Here is a 22,812-nt window from a genome sequence, read left to right on the forward strand (position 1 = left end):
AAAATCCCAACTTCCCAAAAACTGCACCTTCAAAAAATCGAACCTTCCAAAAACCGAACTTCTGAAAAACTGCACCTTGCAAAAATCCCAACTTCCCAAAAACCGAACTTTTCCAAAATCAAACTTCTGAAAATCTGAACTTCCCAAAATCAAACTTCTGAAAATCTGAACTTCCCAAAATCAAACTTCTGAAAATCTGAACTTCCTAAAAATCAAACTTCTGAAAAATTACAACTTCCTAAAAACTGAACTTCTGAAAATCCCAACTTCCCAAAAACTGCACCTTCAAAAAATCGAACCTTCCAAAAACCGAACTTCTGAAAAACTGCACCTTGCAAAAATCCCAACTTCCCAAAAACCGAACTTTTCCAAAATCAAACTTCTGAAAATCTGAACTTCCGAAAAATCCCAACTTCCCAAAAACTGCACCTTCAAAAAATCGAACCTCCCAAAAACCGAACTTCCCAAAAACTGCACCTTGCAAAAATCCCAACTTCCCAAAAACTGAAATTCCTAAAAACTGAACTTTACGAAAATCGAACTTCCCAAAAACCGAACTTTTCCAAAATCAAACTTCCGAAAATCTGAACTTCTGAAAAATTACAACTTCCCAAAAATCGAACTTCCGAAAAACCGAACTTTCCCAAAATCAAACTTCCGAAAATCTGAACTTCTGAAAAGTCGAACTTCTAAAAATTCTGAACTCCTGACTCCTGACTCCTAAATGCTGTATAATAAAAAAGAAATGCTATAAAAATGAAACAATGACAACCAACTTACCCAACAATACAACTACTACCTTTCGTCTTTCTCCCCTGATTAGAATTACATTGTTAACATTATATATAGCGTTAACAGTTCCCCTACCATTTTTAGCAGAAGTCACCAAAGCACCCACACCACCAATATTATTATGGGTAGGAATTGTAATAGGTTTTGTGGTATTATATGCAGTATTAACCGAAAGAGTAACTGTAAATGATCAGGAAATAAAAGTTATTTACCCTGTCTGGGTCCCTTCCTTCTTTCGTAAAGGTTGGTCTCTATCTTGGTCCGATATTAAAAGTTTAAAACCCCGCAGCACAGGTCAAGGAGGTTTAGTTTATTATTTCCTCAGTCACGATGGAAAAGCATATTTATTACCTATGCGTGTTGCTGGTTTTAACCGTTTGGTGAATTTTGTCCAAGCAAAAACAGGTATTGATACTACCGATGTTCGTCCTTTATCTCAACCTTGGATGTATATGATTTTATTTCTTTGTACTATCTTATTATTATTAGTAGATGCTTGGACTATTAATACAGCTATTTTGGGTAATTGGTAATTGGTAATTGGTAATTGGTAATTGGTAATTGGTAATTGGTAATTGGTAATTGGTAATTGGTAATTGGTAATTGGTAATTTTTAAAGACGCTTTCCTACCAACTATCAACTGTCACCTGTCAACTGTCAACTGTCAACTGTCAACTGTCAACTGTCAACTGTCAACTGTCAACTGTCAACTATCACCTGTCAACTATCAACTATCAACTGTCAACTATCAACTATCAACTATCAACCATGCTCAAATTAGAGCAAATTAATCTATTTACAAAGCTCAAAAGTCAAGCTAGAAATAATTTACCAGGATATCCAATTTTACAGGATATTTCCTTGGAAGTTTTTAGTGGCGATCGCATGACAATTATCGGTCATTCCGGTGCTGGTAAAACTTCCCTTCTGCGACTCATCAACCGTTTAACCGAACCCACCAGTGGTAAAATTTATCTGGAAAATCAGGAATATCACCAAATTCCCATTATCCAGCTACGTCAACAAGTAACATTAGTACACCAAGAAACTAAACTTTTGGGGATGACAGTTGGGGAAGCCATAGCTTATCCTTTAATTTTGCGAAAGTCTCCAAAGCAGCAAATTCAGGAAAAAGTTAGTTATTGGAGAGAACAACTACAAATTCCTGAAAATTGGTTAGGACGTACCCAAGTACAGCTTTCAGCAGGTCAAAAACAATTAGTTGCGATCGCTCGTGCTTTAGTCATCCAACCCCAAATTTTACTGCTAGATGAGCCTTTTTCCGCCCTAGACCCCGCACAAACTTCTTTTTTGTCAAACATCCTCAACCAACCAGTTCAAGACTCTTCCCAACCCCTTAAAACCGCGATATTGATGGTAAACAATCAACTTGACATTGCCCAAGAATTTAGCAACCGTGTATTGCATCTCCAGCAAGGTCAAATTGTCGCCAACCTACCCACCTCACAAGTCAACTGGGAAGACCTAAAAACCAACTTGATAGCAGCACAAAATCAAGTAGATGGTGATTGGTGATTGGTGATTGGTGATTGGTGATTGGTGATTGGTGATTGGTGATTGGTGATTGGTGATTGGTGATTGGTGATTGGTGATTGGTGATTAGTTAGTAATAAAATGAAAGGATTGTAGATTGTATTTCAGGAACTAGAATCTAAAATCTAAAATTTTTTCCCCAGTCACCAGTCCCCAGTCACCAGTCCCCAGTCCCCAGTCACCAGTCCCCAGTCCCCAGTCCCCAGTCCCCAGTCCCCAGTCCCCAGTCCCCAGTCCCCAGTCACCAGTCACCAGTCACCAGTCACCAGTCCCCAGTCCCCAGTCACCAGTCCCCAGTCACCAGTCCCCAGTCCCCAGTCCCCATCAAGTGCTTTGAGTTGCAAGGGTAGAACGCGGATTGGTAAATCTCTCTTTCGTTAACTTAGGTTGTGCAGGTGGAACAGTAGCATTTAAAATTTCCATGTTAAATCTGTAGCCAACATTACGAATGGTTTGGATTAAACTGGGTTGACGCGGATCAAGTTCCACCTTTTTCCGCAATGATAAAACGTGAGTATCAATAGTCCGGGGATTATCAATAGCATCTGGCCAAGCACGACGCAGTAACTCTGACCTACTCAAAGGTACTCCACCCGCCTGGGCTAAAACATAAAGTAAACTAAATTCCTGGGGTGTTAAATCAATAAACTCCCCTTGAAAACGGACTCGGCGCTGTACTAAATCAATTTGTAAACTGCCATAATCCAAATAAGCTGGTGCAGTTGGTATGCGTTTACGGCGAATTAGTGCTTCTACCCGCGCCAAAAATTCCTGCATTCCAAAAGGTTTGCTTAAATAATCATCTGCTCCCGCTTTTAAACCGGCGACAATATCCGCTTCATTATTGCGAGCAGATAACATGAGAATTAAAGGCTGATCCTGACGATTTAACCAATGGCAAAATTCGATACCGTCACCATCTGATAAGTCCGCATCGAGAATAACCAGGGTTGGCTGATGACTTAAAAACACTTCCCTTGCTTGATAAATACTGGCGGCTTGATGTACTCTGTATTCCAGTTGTTGCAAGTGCCAACCCAGCAACGACCTCAGATGGGGATTCCCCTCAACAATTTCAATACAAACCGATCCCACAGTTGCAAGACCCCTTAGCGTCGATGATTTTCAAATTAACAATCTCAGGCTCAAGGTTTTGTAGTTTTTGTTACTTCAGTTGATATTATCTTTACATTTGCTCAAAGAAAACCTTACAAGAAATTTAGATAAATTTAATTTTGGACGTGGTTATAAAGATCCTGTTTGTGCTTATGTCTGAGAATTAACCAAAATTTCCTTTGCTTGACCATCCAACTTAAAAAGTATAGTAAACTGGAAAAACAAACCTGAAAAATCTATCTATTGAGTGAGAGGCTAAGTTACAAGGACAGTTTTAGATAACAATCCTACAATCAAATTTTGTAAATAGGATTTGTTCATGCTTACAGCTTTGGGGGGTCTGACCCAACGTCTAAATATTAACTTTGGGTTAATACTAAAGAAGGAAGTCATACTTCTCTTTCAAGCGTGAATCATATACAATTCTCATTTTTTAGAGATTAACACGGCAGTTATGCTCCAAGACACACAAACCATTCGCTATTACCAAAAACTGACTGACGCCTTCGTCGAGTTATGGAATCGCGGCTATCGTATGGATGATATGCGGATGTATTTGGATGGATTTTTAGCCGCACTGCGACAAAGTAACGCTATAGAACCCTATCTGATCCACCGTTTAGAGGAAGAAGCAAACCGTTACTTATACGATGGCTCAAACTTTGCAATGGTGCAACCAGAACCAGAGCGGCAGCACGGATATTACTAAACCACCCTAGAGGGTTTTTAGTTACTTATCTGCATTATCGTCGCTGATCATAGCATAATTTTTGCCTTGGTCAACTGTATCCGATGGTATGATATTTTTTGTCAATAGTTTATTTATTTTATTGAAAAAATTTATCCCCTTGGCATTATGCGGCTAAGGGGATTTTTGGTAAGAGGCAGGGGGTAGGGGATAACCTCACAGGGGTAGGTTTTTAATATTATCTGTTGAGGCAGGACCACCGAAGACAAGGAGGTATTGTAGACAAGGAAGATTTTATACGAGTTAATTTTTATAATTTTTTTTGTCAGAAAATTAAACAATCATAATTCTGAACTTCTGAACTCCTTAAAAAAATGGGCAATGAGTTAATCACCCATCACCCATTAATCAAACTACAATTTCTCTGCTGCCTCAGTAACAATTACGCTTGCTTGTGTACTCGCAACTTTTGCTGCTTGCAAAATCGGAGTATTCGCAACAGAATTATTAGCTAAAGTAAACAAAGGATTTGACAAAATACCGGATATAGTTGTAGCAATTAAAGTTACTATCAACCCAACTTGTAAAGGTCTAAAACCAGGTAAGTTCCAACGTACTTGAGGATAATTCTTCACTACGTCGGACATTTCTTGTGGTTCTTTGACTACCATCATTTTCACTACACGAATGTAGTAATAAATGGAAACAACGCTAGTCACTAAACCTAGCAATACTAACCAATAAAGGCCAGCTTGCCAACCTGCCCAAAATAGGTAAATCTTCCCAAAAAACCCTGCTAATGGGGGAATACCACCCAAGGATAAGAGAGAGATACTTAAACCTAGTGTAAGCAGTGGGTCTTTTTGATACAAACCAGAGTATTCAGCAATTTGATCTGTACCTGTCCGCAGGGAGAAGAGAATAACGCAGATAAAACCGCACAGGTTCATAAACAGGTAAACTAGCAAGTAAAAAATCATGCTGGAATAACCTGCATCTGTACCAGCGATTAAGCCAATCATCACAAAGCCAGCTTGGGCAATGGATGAATAAGCTAACATCCGTTTCATGCTGGTTTGAGCCAGGGCAACCACGTTACCCAAAATCATACTCAAGACTGCCAGGGCGGTGAAAACAAATCTCCACTCGTCTGCAACGACGGGGAAAACTACGGTTAACAAGCGGATAGCTAAAGCAAAACCGGCTGCTTTAGAACCGACGGATAGAAAAGCGATTACTGGGGTGGGAGCGCCTTCATAAACGTCTGGTGTCCACTGGTGGAAGGGTGCAGCGGAGATTTTAAAACCCACACCAGCAATAACGAAAACAAGAGCAATGACTAAACCTAGAGATTGACCTACATTTGCTGTAGCGATACCGTTAGCGATCGCACTCAGTTCCGTTTGTCCACCGGATAAACCATACAACAATGATACACCGTATAAAAATACGGCTGTGCTGGAAGCTCCAATTAACAGGTATTTAAGCGCCGCTTCATTAGAACGGGGGTCACGCTTGGTATAACCTGTTAACAAATAAGAGGAAATACTCAGGGTTTCTAGGGAGATGAAAATCATCACCAACTCACTAGCACCGGAGACAAACATTCCTCCCAAGGTAGCTGTTAATAAAATAGCGATAAATTCGGCTAGAGCAGTACCACTTTGCTCTACATAGCGAATAGACATCAAGACGGTGACAGCGGCAGATAGAGCAATGATACCGCGAAAGACAATACTCAAATCATCAGCGTTAAAGCCACCAGTAAAACCGATAGGATTGGTAGAATCCCATTGAAAGTATAGGGCGACAATCGCGGCGAATAAACCAGCGATCGCCAGATATCCGATCCAGCGAGAAGATGTGCGCCCCAAAATCAAATCCACAATCAAAACCCCCAAGAGGGTGAGAATCACAATTCCCTCTGGTAAAATAGTTCCCGCATTCAACTGGGATGCAATATTAGCAAAATCCATGAGATGTATAGGTTTTGGTGATTAGAGATTAAGGCTAACTGAGTTCATTCTATCTATAGTTCTTCACCAAAATTGCATTTATCAATTGATAATTGACAATTGACAATTGACAATTGTTTTATTCCAGGTTTAAAACCTCTCCCCTTACCCGGTAAAAAAAGAAAAAAATGTCAGTCCTAACCAATAAAAACAAACAGTCCAGTAATCTACTGAACTGCCAAAATTGTGATAAATATATAACAGTTAACAGTTAACAGTTAACAGTTAACAGTTAGCTGTTAATAGCCTTGTGAGTAGCCACCGCTATTTTTGCCCCAATTACCACCACTACGACCACCTTTCTCCTCTTTTGGTCGAGCCTTATTAACTTTCATTACACGCCCCATCCATTCAGCACCGTCTAAAGCTTGAATAGCTGCTTCTTCCTCAGCAGCGGTTTCCATTTCTACAAAACCAAAGCCTCGTACACGGCCAGTTTCCCGATCTGTGGGTAACTGAACTCGTTTAACAGTACCGTAGTCAGCAAATACTTTACTTAGGTCTTCTTGTGTGACCTTGTAGGATAGGTTCCCTACGTAGATTGACATGAAACTCTCCAGAATCCATTGATGCAGAGATGTCTATCCGTCGAGCCGCTTGAACTTGAAATTATTGCTAACCGCAAGCACCGTATCGTCGAATTTATTTCTCTAATTCTCCCCTATGCTAACATATTTGCCAGATAGGCAAGGCTTAATCTGGCTATTATGGTTATTTATGATGAAATATGGTAAATATCACAAGCACTTATGATAATCAATAAAGTTTGTAACAGACTGGGGTGAATTGATGGTACTGATTCGCCAATTATGCCTCAGATAAGTTAAAGATGGAAATACCAGGTAATTGATTTTTGGCAGTTGCTTGTTTAAATCTCCAAAGCATCACTGCACCTGAAGTTGAGAGCAATTTTCCCCTTTTGGGGCAATTTGTGTCAGGATGAAATCACTGCTTAGGCGTGATATTTGATCTTGACATCTCGCCAAAATTATCTCAACTTGACTGTTTAGCTTCACAGCTATTCTTTTTTTTTGAAATTTCCATGTCAACTCTCGTCATCGTCGAATCTCCAACCAAAGCTCGCACCATTCGCAACTACCTGCCAAAAGACTATCAGGTAGAAGCTTCAATGGGTCACGTCCGTGACCTACCCCAGTCAGCTAGTGAAATTCCTGCTGCTGTCAAAGGGGAAAAATGGGCGCAGCTTGGGGTAAATATAGAAGCCGACTTTGAACCGGTGTATGTTGTCCCCAAAGATAAAAAGAAAGTTGTCACCCAATTAAAAGATGCCCTAAAAAATGCCGATGAATTAATATTGGCAACTGACGAAGACCGGGAAGGCGAAAGCATCAGTTGGCACTTATACCAATTGCTGAAACCCAAAGTGCCGACAAAGCGCATGGTGTTTCATGAAATTACCCAGGACGCGATTAAAAAAGCTTTAAAACAATGCCGCGAAATTGATGAACAAGTAGTTCGCGCCCAAGAAACCAGACGCATTTTAGATCGACTGGTCGGATATACCCTATCACCTTTGCTGTGGAAAAAAATCGCCTGGGGACTTTCTGCGGGTCGAGTGCAGTCTGTGGCTGTGCGGTTGTTGGTAAATAAGGAACGTCAACGCCGAGCTTTTCATGAAGGTACATATTGGGATTTAAAAGCCAGTCTCTTACATGAAAAAACATCATTTAGCGCCCAATTAATTACCCTGGGAGGCACGAAAATTGCCACAGGTAGCGATTTTGACCCTGCAACCGGACAAATAGCTGCTGGACGCAATGTGGTGTTATTAAATGAGGAACAAGCTTTAGCACTTCAGGAGCGTTTGCAGGACAAAACCTGGACTGTGGCCGATATGGAAGAACGTCCAGTCACTCGTAAACCCGCACCACCCTTTACCACTTCGACGCTGCAACAAGAATCTAACCGTAAACTGCGTCTTTCCGCACGGGATACAATGCGAATTGCTCAAAATTTGTACGAGCAAGGGTATATTACCTATATGCGGACTGATTCGGTGCATTTGTCAGATCAGGCGATCGCCGCTGCTCGCAGTTGTGTAGAACAAAAGTACGGTAAAGAATATCTCAGCCCCCAACCCCGACAATACACTACCAAATCCAAAGGCGCACAAGAAGCACACGAAGCCATCCGCCCTGCTGGTAGCACTTTCCGCACTCCCCAAGAAACTGGTTTAAGCGGACGAGAATTTGCAGTTTATGATTTAATTTGGAAGCGTACCGTTGCTTCACAAATGGCTGACTCTCGCCAAACTCAAATTACTGTACAATTGCAAGTTGAAGATGCGGGTTTTCGTTCCTCTGGTAAGCGGATAGATTTTCCTGGTTATCTCCGCGCCTACGTCGAAGGGTCCGATGATCCAGAAGCAGCATTAGAAGACCAAGAGGTAATTTTACCAGCCCTGAAAGTTGGCGATCATCCTACCTGTGCAGAACTAGAAGCAATAGGACATGAAACCCAACCCCCCGCTAGATATACTGAAGCAAGTTTGGTGAAAACCTTAGAAAGTGAAGGTATTGGTCGTCCTAGTACCTACGCCAGCATTATTGGTACAATCATCGACAAAGGTTATGCTCAGTTGGTGAATAATGCTTTAATTCCTACTTTTACCGCCTTTGCTGTCACCGACTTACTAGAAAAACATTTCCCCGATATTGTTGACCCCAGCTTCACCTCGAAAATGGAGCAAACCCTGGATGATATTGCTACAGGTGAAGCTCAATGGCTACCCTATCTCCAGAAATTTTATCTCGGAGAACAAGGTTTAGAAACCTTGGTGAAAGAACAGGAAAATCAAATTGATCCCACTAAAGCCAAAACAGTAGAATTAGAAAACTTAAATGCTAAAGTCCGCATTGGTAAATTTGGTCCTTACATTGAAGTAGATAATGGTGATGGAGTGGTGACAGCTTCCATTCCTAAAGACCTCACACCCGCTGATTTAGATCCCAAACAGGTAGAAGTCCTGCTCAGACAAAAAACAGTAGGACCTGATCAAGTGGGACGACATCCCGAAACAGGTGAACCAATTTATGTGAAGATTGGCACTTATGGACCTTATGTACAGTTGGGTGACAAAACCGAGGAAAACCCCAAACCTAAACAAGCTTCCCTTCCCAAAGGAGTCACACCAGAAAATCTGACTTTAGAGATGGCTGTGGGTTTGTTGGCACTCCCCCGACTCTTGGGCGAACATCCACAAACAGGGGCAAAAATTAAAGCTAGTTTAGGAAGATTTGGACCTTATGTAGTTCATGATCAGGGTAAAGAAGGTAAAGATTACCGTTCTTTAAAAGCAACTGATGATGTATTGACAATTTCCCTGGAACGTGCATTAGAGTTATTCGCAGAGCCAAAAAAGGGGCGCAGTTCTAGCAGCAGTAAATCTAAAGCCGCTTTAAGAGAATTGGGTACACATCCCGATGATGATGCACCTGTAAATATTTACGAAGGTCCCTATGGTCATTATATTAAGCACGGCAAAACTAATGTAGGTCTACCGGAAGGTAAGACAGTAGAAAATATTACCCTGTCAGAAGCATTAGAATTGTTGCAAGCTAAAGCATCTACTAAATCTACACGCAAAACCAGTAAAACAACTACTGCTAAAACTAAATCATCTACTACTAAATCATCTACCAGTAGCAGCAAGAAAAAACAAGCATCAAATTAGAGACTAAAGGGATGGGAAATTACGAAATTTTACCTCTTACCCATTCCCTGATCATTGTGATAATCTAATAAGTAAGGAAGGACACAAAACCAAATTTTCACTTGGTTTAAGTCTGGAAACACAGGAATCTATCAACTTGATAAGAAACGAAAAAAGCTACAAATAGCCAGTTTCTATGATCCTGTTAGTTAAATTTGAGGTAGTATCTCAGGAGCGTTCAGTTAAATGGACTATATAGACAAGGTACTGGAAAAGCTGAAAGAATTAGCGCGGAAGCTAGTTGAAGCGTTACTAGGTCCCGAAGCTGAACCCGAACCGGAACTAATTCCGATTCCTGTGAATGAACGCTCCCGTCGTCGCTAATGACCTGAAGATATTGGAGTGAACTTTGCTGCCTTTAAGTATTTTAGTGCTGCATGGACCTAACCTCAATTTGTTGGGACAGCGAGAACCGGGTATTTACGGTTCTCTCACCCTAGAGGAAATTAACCGCCTATTAGCAGCAGAAGCCCAGAAATTAACGGCGAAAGTTACGCCTTTGCAGTCAAATCATGAAGGTGTTTTGATAGATACAATTCACGGGGCATTAGGACAACACGAGGGAATTATAATTAATGCCGGGGCATATACCCATACCAGTGTAGCTTTACGAGATGCGATCGCTGCTGTAAATTTACCCACAGTAGAGGTACATCTAAGCAACATTTACCGCCGAGAGGATTTTCGTCATCATTCTTATATTGCCCCAGTGGTAATAGGCCAAATTAGTGGCTTTGGTGTCCAAAGTTATTTGTTGGGTTTACAGGCATTGGTGAATCATTTAAGACTGAAAAATTAACAGGAGTCAGCAGCGGAATTTCTGTTTTTATCTTCCCAATCACCAGTCACCAATTATGCGTTATTCTCTCGTAAATCGGGTTAGAGGTATTTTCCTGGGAGCATTGTTAGGAGAAATTTTAGCTACTCAGAATGTTAGTGATTTAGGGGAAATTGCGGTTCTGGGTAGTAAAAGTTTAATTAAATTAGGTAAATTAGATGCAGAAGACTGGTTAAAGTGTTACAAACAAGCATCCTTGGATGTAGGAAATACTGATCATGCTTGGGGAAAAATAATTTTAGCCACCTTGCCAGTAGCAATTTTTTTTCACGAAGATACTGTTAAACTTAAATATAACCTGCTGCAATTATTACAAATTTGGGATGCTAACCCAGTAGTGAGAGATGCAGCTTTAGTTTTAGGATATGCGATCGCTAAATCTCTGACAGAAAAACTTGATCCTTCCACGCTCATTCCCGAAACGATGGATTTTTTGGGAGAAAGCAAGACACCAATACCACAAAATTTATTAAAAGTCAATACTTTATTAGAGCAAGGGGCAGGATTAGCACAAGCGCAAACTGAATTTAGTAAGCAAGACAAATTCAGTAACAATATTGCCTTAGCCTTTTACTGCTTTTTGAGTACCTTAGAAGATTTCCGATTGACAGTTTTGCGAGCTAAGAGCAATTTAAGAGAGCAAAACTCTTGGTGTTGTGCTTTGGCAGGAGCTTTATCAGGGGCATATAACAGCATAGAGGGGATTCCTGTTAATTGGCAAGTTGTATTATCAGCCTTTAATCAGCCAGTATGGGGCATGAGTAGCTGTTATGTGATGTTAGAATTAGCTGATACTCTTGTAGCAGTCTGGTCAGGTGTGTATAATATTAGTCCAAATATCCAGGAGTTGACAAAAGAAGGATGTAAGATAAATTGGGAATTGGTTCCACTTTCCGTTTTTGCAGCACCTCGTGTAATTCGCCCGCGTTGAAAAATCAAAAGTAAAAGGTGTCAAAAAATCACTCACAATGAAAACGCAGCGATTTTTGCAGTCCTTGGCCAAGCAATTGAGACAATGGCGGCGACAGTACAAAGTGTTACGCCGGAAAAGAAAGTGGCTTGGTTCGGTGAGCAGTTGCCAAAATCAAAGCCGTCATCAAAAACTTTTCAGGACTATTATCAAAAATCTACTGCTGTATTTATTACCTACCAGTGAGGAAGGTGGACATCTACAAGGTAGAAAAGCTCCTCAATCAACACCAAAATCCTGGAAACGTAATCATGGTATTTATGCCGTTGTTTTCAACTGGGTACATCAACAGCGTTATACGGTGATTTTATTCATTGCTGTGGTATCTTTAACAGGTGTTATAGGTCATGAATTATACAACCAGCCCCAGATGAAAATCGGGACTTTTGCCCCACAAACATTTATTGCTCCCTATTCTGCCAGTATTGAAGACCGAGAACAAACAGAAGCAGAACGCAAAGCAGCACAGGAAAAATCTCACCCTGTATTGATGATCAATACCCAGAAAAATGAGCAAATTAAAGAAAATTTGCGCCAACTGCTGGAAGATGGCGATGAAGTTCGTGATATCACTGAACCTTTTCCTTTTTTCGATGTTTCTATCTTGCCTATTCCCACCCAGCAATATCTTCGTTCTTGTTTAGAATCGGAATGGGAACAGCTAAAACAAGCTTTAGAAAATCATCAAAAAGAAAATAAGTCAATGCCTAAGTTCAGGACAGCAGACAGACATCAATTTTCTCGGTCTGTGCCTAGTCCTGGATCAACATTATCAACAAATGCAACTACTAAGGAAAGCAAGACTAGCAAAAATAATTTTGACCAGACACTAGCAGAACTAAAAGCTTACAGTGTCACTAACTCAGAAAAAAATCTGTCTTTACTGGTTGCCCAAATATCTCAAGTGAGAGAAAAATATGGTCAAGCTATTGCCAAACTGTTACAGATGGAGGCGGAACGAAAAAAACCAGTATATGGGCAAACTGGGTTTTTGGATCTGTCAGATGACGACTGGAAAATAGCAAAAACGGGAATCAAACAAAGTGCAGAAAGGATACTTGCTCAAGGCATAGCTCCAGGATTACCCCCTAGTATCTTACAGGATGCAGTGAGTCTACAAGTACAAATTTCTGTACCAGGTGAAGCGGAATCCTTAGCCACTAAAGTATTGTTGGTTGTATTACGACCAAATCTGCAAACAGATGCAGAAAAAACCCAACAACAGGCACAACTGGCCGCAGAGCAAGTTCCATCTGTGATCAAAAAGGTGAGACGAGGAGAAGTGATTGTCAAGAAAGGTGAAAAGATTACACAATGGACATTTGATGTCCTGGATTATTATCACTTGAATCGCCGAGAGGTGAATTGGCTGGGTTTGATGGGTTTAGCCAGTTTGGTGAGTGCGGCTATAGGTGTTTTTGTTTGGGCAGAAAGGCGGATTGGTAGTCATTTGCGAGCCAGCGATCGCCTGTTGATATTATTACTAACTTTGAGTATTCCTAGTGTCTTGGCAATTGGTGTGCCTTATGCTACCTGGATCGCCATTGGTTTATTGTTAGGAAGCTTTTACGGCGCTGCTTTGGGAGTGACAGTTGTGGGCTTATTGTCGCTAATATTACCAATCAGCATAGAAATTAGTAAGATTGGTCTGGTAGCTGGTGCTTCTGGCGGAATTTTAAGTAGTTATTTAGCTCAAAGGTTCAAATCCCGCGAAGAATTGGCATTATTAGGTATTGTTATTGCTTTAACTCAAGGTAGTATTTATTTAATCCTGAATTTACTGGCTGGTGCTGCATTCGTTTCTGCTTGGTATATGGTTCTGCAAGATGCGCTGTTATTTGGTTTATCTGGTTTGGCTTGGAGTATTATCGCCTTGGGTTTAAGTCCGTATTTAGAAAAGTTGTTTGATTTAATTACACCCATCCGCTTGGCAGAACTAGCTAACCCTAACCGTCCTTTGTTAAAGCGTCTGGCTACGGAAACTCCGGGAACTTTCCAACATACTTTATTTGTGGCCACTTTGGCGGAAACTGCCGCAAAAAAACTACGCTGTAATGTTGAATTGGTTAGGGCTGGCACATTATACCATGATATTGGCAAAATGCACGACCCTTTAGGATTTATTGAAAATCAAATGGGTGGACCAAATAAACATGAGACAGAAATTAAAGATCCTTGGAAAAGTGCAGCAATTATTAAAAAGCACGTAACTGAGGGTTTAATGATGGCGAAAAAGCATAGTTTACCGACTGCGATTCAAGCTTTTATTCCTGAACATCAAGGAACAATGGCGATCGCCTATTTTTATCACCAAGCGCAACAAATTGCTAAAGATAACCCTAGCATTATAGTAGATAAAGCCGATTTTTGCTATGATGGACCAATTCCTCAATCTAGAGAAACAGGAATTGTCATGTTAGCTGATTCCTGTGAAGCAGCGTTGCGAAGTTTGAAAGATGCCACAGCAGAACAAGCATTAAATATGTTGAATAATATTATTCGTGGTAAATGGCAAGAAGGGCAATTAGTAGATTCTGGTTTGACTAGAGAGGAAATGTCAAAGATTGCTTTAATCTTTGTGGAAGTTTGGCAACAATTTCATCATAAACGGATTGCATATCCTAAGTCAAAAGCTAGTAATGATAATTGATAATTGATAATTGATAATTGATAATTGGTAATAAAAATCTATCAAAAGAAAGACATAAAAAATAAAAAAAATAGATAATTTCTTATCAAAAGAAAGATGCAGAAATAATGCGTCAGAGGTTGAAATAAAGATATAGCCGTTGACAGGATGGTTAGGACATCAATTGATAATGATAATAATGAAACTCCCACTACAAGAGGGCAACCACAGGGGGTTTGCCCCTACTGACTGACTCCTGCTATACATTCTCAAAACCTACTTATTGACGTGGAATGAATAATAATATGGCATTTTTATCTATTGATGAACTCAAAATATTAGTAGAAAATCCCCAATCTCCATCTGTATCTATATATATGCCTACGCAAAAAGCAGGGGCAGAAATTCGCCAAAATCCTATTCGCTTCAAAAATTTAATGCGGTCAGCAGAAGAACATTTAGAAGCAATGGGTATCAGACATACCGAAGTTCTTGATTTTCTGCAACCTGCTAGAGAATTAGATAGGGGTGATTTTTGGGAACACCAAAATCAAGGATTAGTAATTTTTATTTCCCAAAATTTCTTGCGCTACTATTGTTTACCAATTGAATTTCCAGAATTAGTTGTAGTTGATGAACAATTTCACCTCAAGCCATTACTGCATTTTATTAACAATGATGGAAAATTTTATGTTTTGGCTTTGAGTCAAAAAGATGTAAAATTGTTTGCAGGTACAGGGCATAGTTTGAAAGAAGTGGAAGTAGAAAATATGCCACATCGTCTAGAAGAAACTCTTCTAGAAGACGAGTTACAAAAAGGTGTTCAGCACAGAATTGGTACACCCAGAGGAAGAACCTCTGCTGCTCAACATCCAGGTTCATTTCATGGACAAGGTAGCCCTGATCGAGAGAAACATGAAGATGATATTTTACAATTTTTTTACGCTGTTGATGAAGCATTACATGAAAAATTAAGGGATGAAAAAGCGCCCTTAGTGTTAGCAGGAGTAGAATATTTATTCCCGATTTACCAAGCTGCAAATACCTATCCCTATTTCTTAGACGAAAGCATTAATGGCAATCCAGAACTTCTCAATTTACAACAATTACATGATGAAGCTTGGCGAATTGTTGCACCTTCATTTCAACAAAATAAAAAAGCAGCAATAGAACTTTATGAACAATTAGCTGGTGAAGAAACAGGAAAAGCTGTTAGTGATATTAAAGAAATTATTCCGGCGGCTTTTTATCACCGAGTTGATTCTTTATTAGTATCTATAGATGAGCAGAAATGGGGAAAATTTGATCCTGAAAATACGACTGTGGATTTGCACACCGAGCCAGAACCAGATGATCAAGATATGTTAGATTTTGCGGCTGTGCATACACTATTAAATGGTGGCAAAGTTTATACTCTTGAATCAGAAGAAATGCCAAATGGGGCAAAAGTGGCGGCAATTTTGAGATATTAAAGTGTAAGCATTCAGCCGTCAGCAAGAAAGAAAAAAACCATCAAAAACCATCAATTGTCCATTGATAAATTGCTGTCATTAACACTGGTGTAATTTGACAAACCTCATACCCAATACCCAGATCCCCGACTTCTTAAAGAAGTCAGGGATCTATATTGTTTATCGGTACAAATACAGGTAATCTAAGAAAGGTTGAATTTACCTTGATAGCTATCCTATGACAGCAAAATCTCCTCGCACGGGCAAAATAACCGCAGCCACACATAAAACTCTCTGAAACTCTCTTTCCTTTGTGTACTTTGCGTTCTTTGCGGTTCAATCATAGAGCAATTTCCGGTGTAATGAGGTATACTATGGGCGGGCAAGACTTGTACTGAGCGGTTAGTGAGCTTGTACTGAGCGACCTGTACTGAGCCTGTCCTGAGCCTGTCCTGAGCCTGTCCTGAGCCTGTCCTGAGCCTGTCCTGAGCCTGTCCTGAGCGGTGTCGAAGGGCGGTGTCGAAGGGCGGTGTCGAAGGGCGGTGTCGAAGGGCGGTGTCGAAGGGCGGTGTCGAAGGGCGGTGTCGAAGGGCGGTGTCGAAGGGCGAAGTCGAAGGGCGGTGTCGAAGGGCGAAGTCGAAGGGCGCAGTCGAAGTGCGGAGTCGAATTATGTCGAAGTATGCCCACTCCACAAAAGTTTTATTATTATAATTTGTACCTCATAGCAATGAAATCTGCTGTATCAAGCAATAGGATAATTTTCTATTTTGATATAAAAATCAACTTACACATTTCGGATAATCCCGATAATTACCATGATGAACGAATATTCAATTAGTGAACTTGTCAAACAACAACGTACCTATTTTGCTACAAATCAAACTCAAGAAATTGATTTTCGTCGGCAACAACTTGTCATCCTCAAACAATTAATTATTGCTCATGAACCAGCAATTATTCAAGCATTACAAGCAGATTTACATAAACCAGAATTAGAAGCTATTACTTCAGAAATTATTTTAACAACTAAAGAAATTGAATTTGCTATCAAGAACCTGAAAAAATGGACTAAACCCAAAAAAGTAGGAGTTCCTTGGCAACTATTACCAGCTTCAGCCAAAATTCAACCAGAACCCCTGGGAATAGTGTTAATTATTGGTGCTTGGAATTATCCATTTCAGTTAGTAATTGTACCTTTAATTGGTGCGATCGCAGCGGGAAATTGTGCCATTCTCAAACCTTCAGAAATTGCCACCCATACCTCTAAACTCATAGCTGAACTGATTCCTAAATATTTTCCTGAAGAATATATTGCTGTAGTGGAAGGAGGTATAGAAACCTGTCAAAAACTACTCACAGAAAAATTCGATCATATCTTTTTTACAGGTAGCACTCATGTAGGTAAAATCATCATGGCTGCTGCTGCCAAAAATCTCACACCCGTAACATTAGAATTAGGTGGAAAAAACCCCTGTATTGTTGATATTGATATTCATTTAGAACATACAGCTAGAAGAATTATTTGGGGTAAATTTATCAATGCTGGACAAACTTGTATTGCTCCAAATTATATCTTAGTCGATAAAAAAATCAAAGATAAATTATTAGTTAATTTAGAAAAATGCCTCAAAGAATTTTATGGTGAGCATCCAGAAACCAGCCCAGATTATGCTAGAATAATCAATCAAAATAACTTTGCGAGATTGGTTAATTTATTGCAAAATTTATTGCAAGATGGTGAAATTATCATTGGTGGAGAAACCAAAGCAAGTGAATTATATATTGCTCCCACAATTATTAATAATGTTTCCTTTACAGATCCGATCATGCAGGAAGAAATTTTTGGTCCCATCCTGCCAATAATTGAATATACAGACATTGAAGAAGCTATCACTTGGATTAATTCTCAACCAAAACCCTTAACTTTATACTTATTTTCTCAAAACAAAAACCTACAACAGAAAATTTTACAAACAACATCCTCTGGTGCAGTTTGTCTGAATGAAACAGTCATTCATTTTACTGTACCATCTTTACCATTTGGTGGTGTAGGTAATAGTGGGATTGGTAGTTATCATGGTAAAGCTAGTTTTGATACTTTTTCCCATTACAAAAGTGTTCTCAAAAATCCCTTTTGGTTAGACATAAAATTAAGATATCCTCCCTACAAAGGCAAATTGTCAATATTAAAGCAACTTCTTAAATTCTGAACTATAGCAGGAGTCAGAAGAATTTTAGATTTTATATTTTAGATTTTAGATTGGATTCATGAAATACAATCCAAAATCCAAAATCCAAAATCCAAAATTGTATCCCCAGTCACCAGTCACCCCTAATTACTATACCTTTCTTGCTCCCAAGGTTCACCCCGACGGTGATAACCGTTTTGTTCCCAAAAACCTAATTCTTCCTGTTCTAAAAACTCTAAACCATTGATCCACTTTGCACTTTTCCAAGCATAAAGATGGGGAACAACTAGCCGCATCGGTCCACCATGTTCTGCGGGTAATGGTTCATCAAATAATTTAATAGCAAAGAAATTTTCTTCTCTGACAAAATCTTGAATACTAATATTTGTGGTGTAACCACCATAGCAATGTTCCATAATATGAGCAGCTTTAGGATCTATTTCCAGCAAACTCATAAAATCTGTCACCTTAATCCCAGTCCATTTAACATCAAGTTTTGTCCAATGGGTGACACAATGAAAATCGGCTGTAAATTCATATTGGGGTAATGCTAGAAAATCTGACCATTTAAACACAGTCGGTTTTACCAAACCCCAAACGCGAAACTCCCATTCCTCAATACTGACTTGGGGAGTTGCACCATAAGTTAAAACCGGAAAACCTTTAGCTAAATGTTGGCCAGGAGGAACTTTTGCACTTTCTTCTGGACTTGGTTTCTGAAAAAATTTCATTAGACATCTCCAGAAAAGAAATTATGGAACCTATTTATGGGGGCAGGTCGAAGCTTATGGGATATTTAGATGTCTGATTTTTCCGTTAAATTATCGCCCATAAGCTTCGCCCCTACAACTTATGACAAATTAATACATTCTATTTTAGAGAGGTCTATTATATTGCCTCCTGGAAACATCCGCTATTAACGCGCAGCGTCTAGCGGGTAGTAGTTGATGTTATCAGCAAAGCAAAGAAAAAGCACTCCCATAACTGCGCGGTTAGTGCTTTTCCTGAGCAAGAGATGATTACTCTTCTTCTTCTTCTTCAGCAGTGGGATAGACGAACTTAGAACGTCCAGACAAAATTGATTTGCCCAAAGAAAGAGCTTTTTGAGCTTCCACAACAGCCTTATGTCTCCAGGTAGCGCGGCGCTTGTCTCGTTTAGATTTGGATGTTTTCTTCTTAGGAACAGCCATGATAGCGGATATCGTGATTCTTGACAACCTTTTTATTCTAAGCGATCAATTGACAATTTTCGCCTTTCTCAAAAACAAAGGGAATTGGTGATTGGTGATTGGTGATTGGTGACTGGGGACTGGGGACTGGTGACTGGGGACTGGGGACTGGGTTATTAACCTCCCTTTTCTCCCCTGCCCCCTTACAAGGGTAGGTTTTTTACATTGTCGTGAGGGCAAGACTTGGGGGACAAGGAAGGACAGTGGACAAGGGAGGAAAACAGTACAAAATCATCTTCTCTTGGTAACAAAAAGACCATTGTGCTGATAAAATCTTCCTTGTCTACTTTCCCTCCTTGTCTTCCTGGTCCTGCCTTCACAGATAATATTAAAAACCTACCCCTGTGAGCTGCCCCCTACCTCAATAGCTAAATCAACTCTAGCGGTGTAAGCTTGCACAATTTGCGGTGCGATCGCCTCCGTAGCCAACCAGAGAGGAAAAGCCAGCAAAAGCCAACATCCACCTTGAATTATCCGGATTTTCCTGCCAAATTGGCCAATAAATGAAAAGGGGATGATTGATGATGGTGAAAAGCTGTAAATCCTGTTCATAAACTTGAGCTACTTCTGAAGTATGACAGAGCATTTTAATCTAATGCTGGTATTTTCCGATATCTTAACGTCATAAGAACTACTTGAGTAAGAATTCAGAAGTCAGGAGTCGTAGGGGCGAAGCATTGGGAAAACAACCTGGGACAAAAATTGATAATTTATCGCCCGAATGCTTCGCCCGTAAAGGAGTCAGGAGTCGTAGGGGCGAAGCATTGGGAAAACAACCTGGGACAAAAATTGATAATTTATCGCCCGAATGCTTCGCCCGTAAAGGAGTCAGAACAACTTTCAACAAGTAAACAAAAACCGACAATGAGCGGGATGGTAAATTACTGGGCGATCGCTATTGGCATCAATCAATATGAGTTATTTCAACCTTTAAGTTGCGCTCAAAACGATGCGGAGGCACTAAAGGATTTCTTGGTGACAGAAGTAGGTTTTTTACCCCAAAATTGCCTACTGATGACAAATACTTCACCACCGATAGGGGAAAGATCCTCTTATCCAACCCAAGACAATATTCTAGTTTTATTGGAGGAATTAGCAGCAAAATCTTGCCAACCAGAGGACTATCTATGGTTTTTCTTCAGCGGTTACGGTGTCAACTATAATGACAAAGATTATTTAATGCCGGCTGATGGAAATCCTGATCAGGTGTTAGAAACTGGCATAGCTGTGAAACAACTGATGCAAAGTTTCCATGCTGCCAAGTTGAATGTATTACTAATATTTGATATTAACCGCGCCTTTGGTACACAAGCTGATGCTCCCGTAGGTCAAGAAATTATTGACACCGCCAAAGAACTGCAAATTTCTGTCATGCTTTCTTGTCAACCAGAACAATTTTCCCACGAAATTAGTGAACTAGGTCATAGCTTATTTACAGCAGCATTATTAGAAGCTTTATTTTCTGGTAAAGGTAGCAGTTTAACAGATTTAGACACCTATCTGAGTTATCTCACCCCAGAACTATGTCAACATCATTGGCGGCCTATTCAAAATCCTGTAACTGTTATTCGCAATAGTCCTCCGGTCATGATTCCCATCTTGACATTAGATGATGATTCCCAAACTGAACAACTGATTTTTACTGAAGAAAACTTTGCCGTTGCTACCTCCTCAGTGACAGAGAAGAAGTCTAAAAATTCCCCTACAGAAAAAGCTTGGTGGACGGAAAATAAAACCGTAGAAACTACCCTCAACAAAACTTCTTCACAGTTAGATCAGTCTACAAATTCAGAGGAATCTGTTACTAATTCAACTGTAGATACTAATCAAATCTTGGCAACTTCCCCAGAATTAAACACCGGAGCTAGATTTATTCCCGCTGCTGCTAAAGACTACGCCCAACCTGCAATTCAGTCAGAAACTCCCATTTGGAAACAATTTATTTTGTGGGGGGGCAGTAGCATGACTATCGTCGCTTTAATTACAACTTTTGTTCTTCGCAATCAGGCGAGTTTTCGCTTCCATAAATTATCAGCATCCCTAAATAATACTACTAATAACCAGGAATTTTCCCAGAATTTACCTCCTATTCCTGCTACGGTGGAAACAATTCAACCACCCACAAATTCTGTAGTTTCCAATTTTGATTCCCAACAGCGAAATCAAGCAATTTTGGAACTAGAGAAAATGTCTCTGAGTCCAAATAAATCTGGTGATTTGAGTCAAGCGATCGCCTCTGCTCAAAAAATTTCACCCGGTACACCGCTTTATCAACAAGCACAAAAAAATATTCAGGTTTGGAGTCAAATGATTTTAGATTTAGCCCAGGAACAGGCTAACCAGAGAGAATATATTGATGCTATAGCTACTGCGGAATTAATTAATAAAAATACAGCCTTTTATCGCCAAGCGCAAACATCAATTGCAAAATGGCAATTAGAAGCCAAGCAGTATTTAAGTAATCAAACTTTGTTGGATGCTGCTCAGGCTTTAGTTCGACCAGGACAAGCTTCTACTTATAACCGAGCGATTGAAGTAGCGAAAAAAGTACCACCAGGACAACCAGGGTTTGAAATTGCCCAAACATCTATTAATCAATGGAGTGAACAAATTTTAGAATTGGCTAAAAACCGTGCTGCACAAGGAGATTTTAACACTGCCATTGCCACTGCTACTTTAGTTCCTAAGCAAACCATCGCTTATGAAGACGCTCAGGATGCGATTGAAAAATGGCGCAATCAGTATACTAGGTGATTGGGGATTGGTGACTGGGGACTGGTGATTGGTGATTGGGGGTTATCTCCCCTGCCTCTTGACTCTTGCCTCCAGCCCCCTGCCTCCTGTTGTATGACTTAACAATATTGTGAAATATCTTCGCCACATTCATCAGCTAGATAGCACAGGGCGCGAAATCTTAAACCTACAACTTCTTCATATAAAGGATTTAGTTTACACATTGGGGGAATGTGAAACAAGACTTTCCCAAACAATTTGACATCACGTTCAAAAGGACATTGAGGGGGAATTAATCTACACACCCGATGAGCAAATTGGCGATCGCCTACTTTTAAAGTATCCAACCAATTTCGCAAAGGACGCAGGAAATCCCAACCTGAATGAGAATGAGAAGCCTGTAACTCGGTGACATTAGCTTTATTGGTATTATTCGTCTCTGCTTGATGGAGCGATACCAAGCTTGTGAAAAAAATATTTTTTGTGGTACTTTCAAATGCCTTCATGGTTATTCCTCTCTTTTTATGAGGGTATTCACCTTACTGATGAATATACAATATGACAATCACTCTGTCCGGGAGAATAGTATTTTGACGGAAATTCTGGAAAAAGTGCGAGTAGCTACTGAAAATCAGAATCTGTGTATTACTACGTCAAGTTAAACTCAATTTCCTTAAAATGTGTACTCCACTTAGCTAATCTTTTTCATAACTTGACACTCTTTAAATTTTAATGAAGACCTCTATCTTTGGACGGGTTTGGCTGTAACTATTACAAAACTTAACATACTTAATGTTTATAGGTCAAGTAACAATTATAAATGCTGTTTATACGCTATCTAATACAGTGATTATGTTGCAAGTTGCTATTTATA

General features: G+C 39.9%; 23 protein-coding genes. 12 read left to right on the top strand and 11 right to left on the bottom strand.

Translation table 11 applies throughout. The features are described from left to right. Nucleotides 1–764: 764 nt before the first annotated feature. Nucleotides 765–1,325 (top strand): hypothetical protein, encoded by a 561-nt coding sequence (locus H6F45_RS19940; RefSeq protein ID WP_096570116.1) that lies wholly within the window; start codon nt 765–767, stop codon nt 1,323–1,325. Here H6F45_RS19940 and H6F45_RS19945 read toward each other — a convergent pair. Beyond that, entirely contained in the window at nt 1,278–1,433 is a 156-nt protein-coding gene (locus H6F45_RS19945) for an alpha/beta hydrolase (protein ID WP_190348173.1), read from the bottom strand. The two genes, H6F45_RS19940 and H6F45_RS19945, sit on opposite strands and share 48 nt — an antisense overlap. 128 nt (nt 1,434–1,561) lie before the next feature. Between H6F45_RS19945 and H6F45_RS19950 the strand changes: the two genes are divergently transcribed. Beyond that, complete coding sequence (locus tag H6F45_RS19950; protein ID WP_190348174.1) at nt 1,562–2,329, top strand: ATP-binding cassette domain-containing protein; 768 nt, start codon at nt 1,562–1,564, stop codon at nt 2,327–2,329. 129 nt (nt 2,330–2,458) lie between these two features. Here the strand turns inward: H6F45_RS19950 and H6F45_RS19955 are convergent, their stop codons facing one another. Then, a complete protein-coding gene (locus H6F45_RS19955) occupies nt 2,459–2,599 on the bottom strand; it encodes a hypothetical protein (RefSeq protein ID WP_190348204.1) in 141 nt (46 codons plus the stop codon). Between the two features lie 72 nt (nt 2,600–2,671). Then, nucleotides 2,672–3,442: a response regulator transcription factor gene (locus H6F45_RS19960; protein ID WP_096570114.1), complete on the bottom strand. Its 771-nt coding sequence runs from the start codon at nt 3,440–3,442 to the stop codon at nt 2,672–2,674. Nucleotides 3,443–3,917: 475 nt separating this feature from the next. On the opposite strand from H6F45_RS19960, the gene H6F45_RS19965 reads away from it, so the two are divergent. After that, a complete protein-coding gene (locus tag H6F45_RS19965) occupies nt 3,918–4,172 on the top strand; it encodes a DUF6761 family protein (protein WP_096570112.1) in 255 nt (84 codons plus the stop codon). Between the two features lie 392 nt (nt 4,173–4,564). On the opposite strand, the gene H6F45_RS19970 is transcribed toward H6F45_RS19965, so the two are convergent. Together H6F45_RS19970 and H6F45_RS19975 are read right to left on the bottom strand one after the other, a co-directional pair. After that, nucleotides 4,565–6,127, bottom strand: coding sequence for an NAD(P)H-quinone oxidoreductase subunit N (locus H6F45_RS19970; RefSeq protein WP_137667545.1), 1,563 nt, complete (start codon nt 6,125–6,127; stop codon nt 4,565–4,567). Between the two features lie 278 nt (nt 6,128–6,405). Then, nucleotides 6,406–6,714, bottom strand: coding sequence for an RNA-binding protein (locus H6F45_RS19975; protein WP_190348175.1), 309 nt, complete (start codon nt 6,712–6,714; stop codon nt 6,406–6,408). A gap of 494 nt (nt 6,715–7,208) precedes the next feature. Here H6F45_RS19975 and topA point away from each other — a divergent pair, with 494 nt between their 5' ends. From topA to H6F45_RS20010, 7 genes are all read left to right on the top strand, one after another. After that, a complete protein-coding gene (topA, locus tag H6F45_RS19980; RefSeq protein ID WP_137667543.1) occupies nt 7,209–9,860 on the top strand; it encodes a type I DNA topoisomerase in 2,652 nt (883 codons plus the stop codon). Nucleotides 9,861–10,085: 225 nt separating this feature from the next. Further along, a complete protein-coding gene (locus H6F45_RS19985) occupies nt 10,086–10,223 on the top strand; it encodes a hypothetical protein (RefSeq protein WP_187040763.1) in 138 nt (45 codons plus the stop codon). Nucleotides 10,224–10,248: 25 nt separating this feature from the next. Further along, a complete protein-coding gene (gene aroQ, locus H6F45_RS19990) occupies nt 10,249–10,698 on the top strand; it encodes a type II 3-dehydroquinate dehydratase (RefSeq protein ID WP_096570104.1) in 450 nt (149 codons plus the stop codon). 55 nt (nt 10,699–10,753) lie between these two features. Further along, complete coding sequence (locus tag H6F45_RS19995) at nt 10,754–11,668, top strand: ADP-ribosylglycohydrolase family protein (protein WP_190348176.1); 915 nt, start codon at nt 10,754–10,756, stop codon at nt 11,666–11,668. Nucleotides 11,669–11,705: 37 nt separating this feature from the next. Then, nucleotides 11,706–14,357 carry an HD family phosphohydrolase gene (locus H6F45_RS20000; protein WP_190348177.1) on the top strand — a complete coding sequence of 884 codons (2,652 nt, stop codon included), beginning with the start codon at nt 11,706–11,708 and terminating at the stop codon, nt 14,355–14,357. Nucleotides 14,358–14,641: 284 nt separating this feature from the next. Next, on the top strand, nt 14,642–15,808 hold the full coding sequence (locus tag H6F45_RS20005) for a hypothetical protein (protein WP_190348178.1): 1,167 nt from the start codon (nt 14,642–14,644) through the stop codon (nt 15,806–15,808). 794 nt (nt 15,809–16,602) lie between these two features. Further along, a complete protein-coding gene (locus H6F45_RS20010) occupies nt 16,603–17,997 on the top strand; it encodes an aldehyde dehydrogenase (protein WP_190348179.1) in 1,395 nt (464 codons plus the stop codon). 122 nt (nt 17,998–18,119) lie between these two features. Here the strand turns inward: H6F45_RS20010 and H6F45_RS20015 are convergent, their stop codons facing one another. From H6F45_RS20015 to H6F45_RS20030, 4 genes are all read right to left on the bottom strand, one after another. Further along, nucleotides 18,120–18,707, bottom strand: coding sequence for a sulfite oxidase-like oxidoreductase (locus tag H6F45_RS20015; protein WP_190348180.1), 588 nt, complete (start codon nt 18,705–18,707; stop codon nt 18,120–18,122). 288 nt (nt 18,708–18,995) lie between these two features. After that, a complete protein-coding gene (rpmF, locus tag H6F45_RS20020; protein WP_096570094.1) occupies nt 18,996–19,166 on the bottom strand; it encodes a 50S ribosomal protein L32 in 171 nt (56 codons plus the stop codon). 45 nt (nt 19,167–19,211) lie between these two features. Then, nucleotides 19,212–19,385 carry a hypothetical protein gene (locus tag H6F45_RS20025; RefSeq protein WP_190348181.1) on the bottom strand — a complete coding sequence of 58 codons (174 nt, stop codon included), beginning with the start codon at nt 19,383–19,385 and terminating at the stop codon, nt 19,212–19,214. A gap of 199 nt (nt 19,386–19,584) precedes the next feature. After that, nucleotides 19,585–19,791 (bottom strand): hypothetical protein, encoded by a 207-nt coding sequence (locus H6F45_RS20030; protein ID WP_190348182.1) that lies wholly within the window; start codon nt 19,789–19,791, stop codon nt 19,585–19,587. 49 nt (nt 19,792–19,840) lie between these two features. Between H6F45_RS20030 and H6F45_RS20035 the strand changes: the two genes are divergently transcribed. Then, nucleotides 19,841–20,056, top strand: coding sequence for a hypothetical protein (locus tag H6F45_RS20035; RefSeq protein WP_190348183.1), 216 nt, complete (start codon nt 19,841–19,843; stop codon nt 20,054–20,056). A 22-nt stretch (nt 20,057–20,078) separates the two neighbouring features. Continuing rightward, nucleotides 20,079–21,959, top strand: a complete 1,881-nt coding sequence (locus tag H6F45_RS20040; RefSeq protein ID WP_190348184.1) for a caspase family protein — start codon at nt 20,079–20,081, stop codon at nt 21,957–21,959. On the opposite strand, the gene H6F45_RS27105 is transcribed toward H6F45_RS20040, so the two are convergent. Together H6F45_RS27105 and H6F45_RS20045 are read right to left on the bottom strand one after the other, a co-directional pair. Next, nucleotides 21,952–22,086, bottom strand: a complete 135-nt coding sequence (locus H6F45_RS27105; RefSeq protein WP_277877003.1) for a hypothetical protein — start codon at nt 22,084–22,086, stop codon at nt 21,952–21,954. The genes H6F45_RS20040 and H6F45_RS27105 overlap by 8 nt on opposite strands. Next, nucleotides 22,058–22,444 (bottom strand): Mo-dependent nitrogenase C-terminal domain-containing protein, encoded by a 387-nt coding sequence (locus tag H6F45_RS20045; protein WP_137668889.1) that lies wholly within the window; start codon nt 22,442–22,444, stop codon nt 22,058–22,060. Before H6F45_RS20045 ends, H6F45_RS27105 begins: the two co-directional genes overlap by 29 nt. Nucleotides 22,445–22,812: the final 368 nt, after the last annotated feature.

The organism is Sphaerospermopsis sp. FACHB-1194, assembly GCF_014696235.1.
Lineage (GTDB): Bacteria > Cyanobacteriota > Cyanobacteriia > Cyanobacteriales > Nostocaceae > Sphaerospermopsis > Sphaerospermopsis kisseleviana.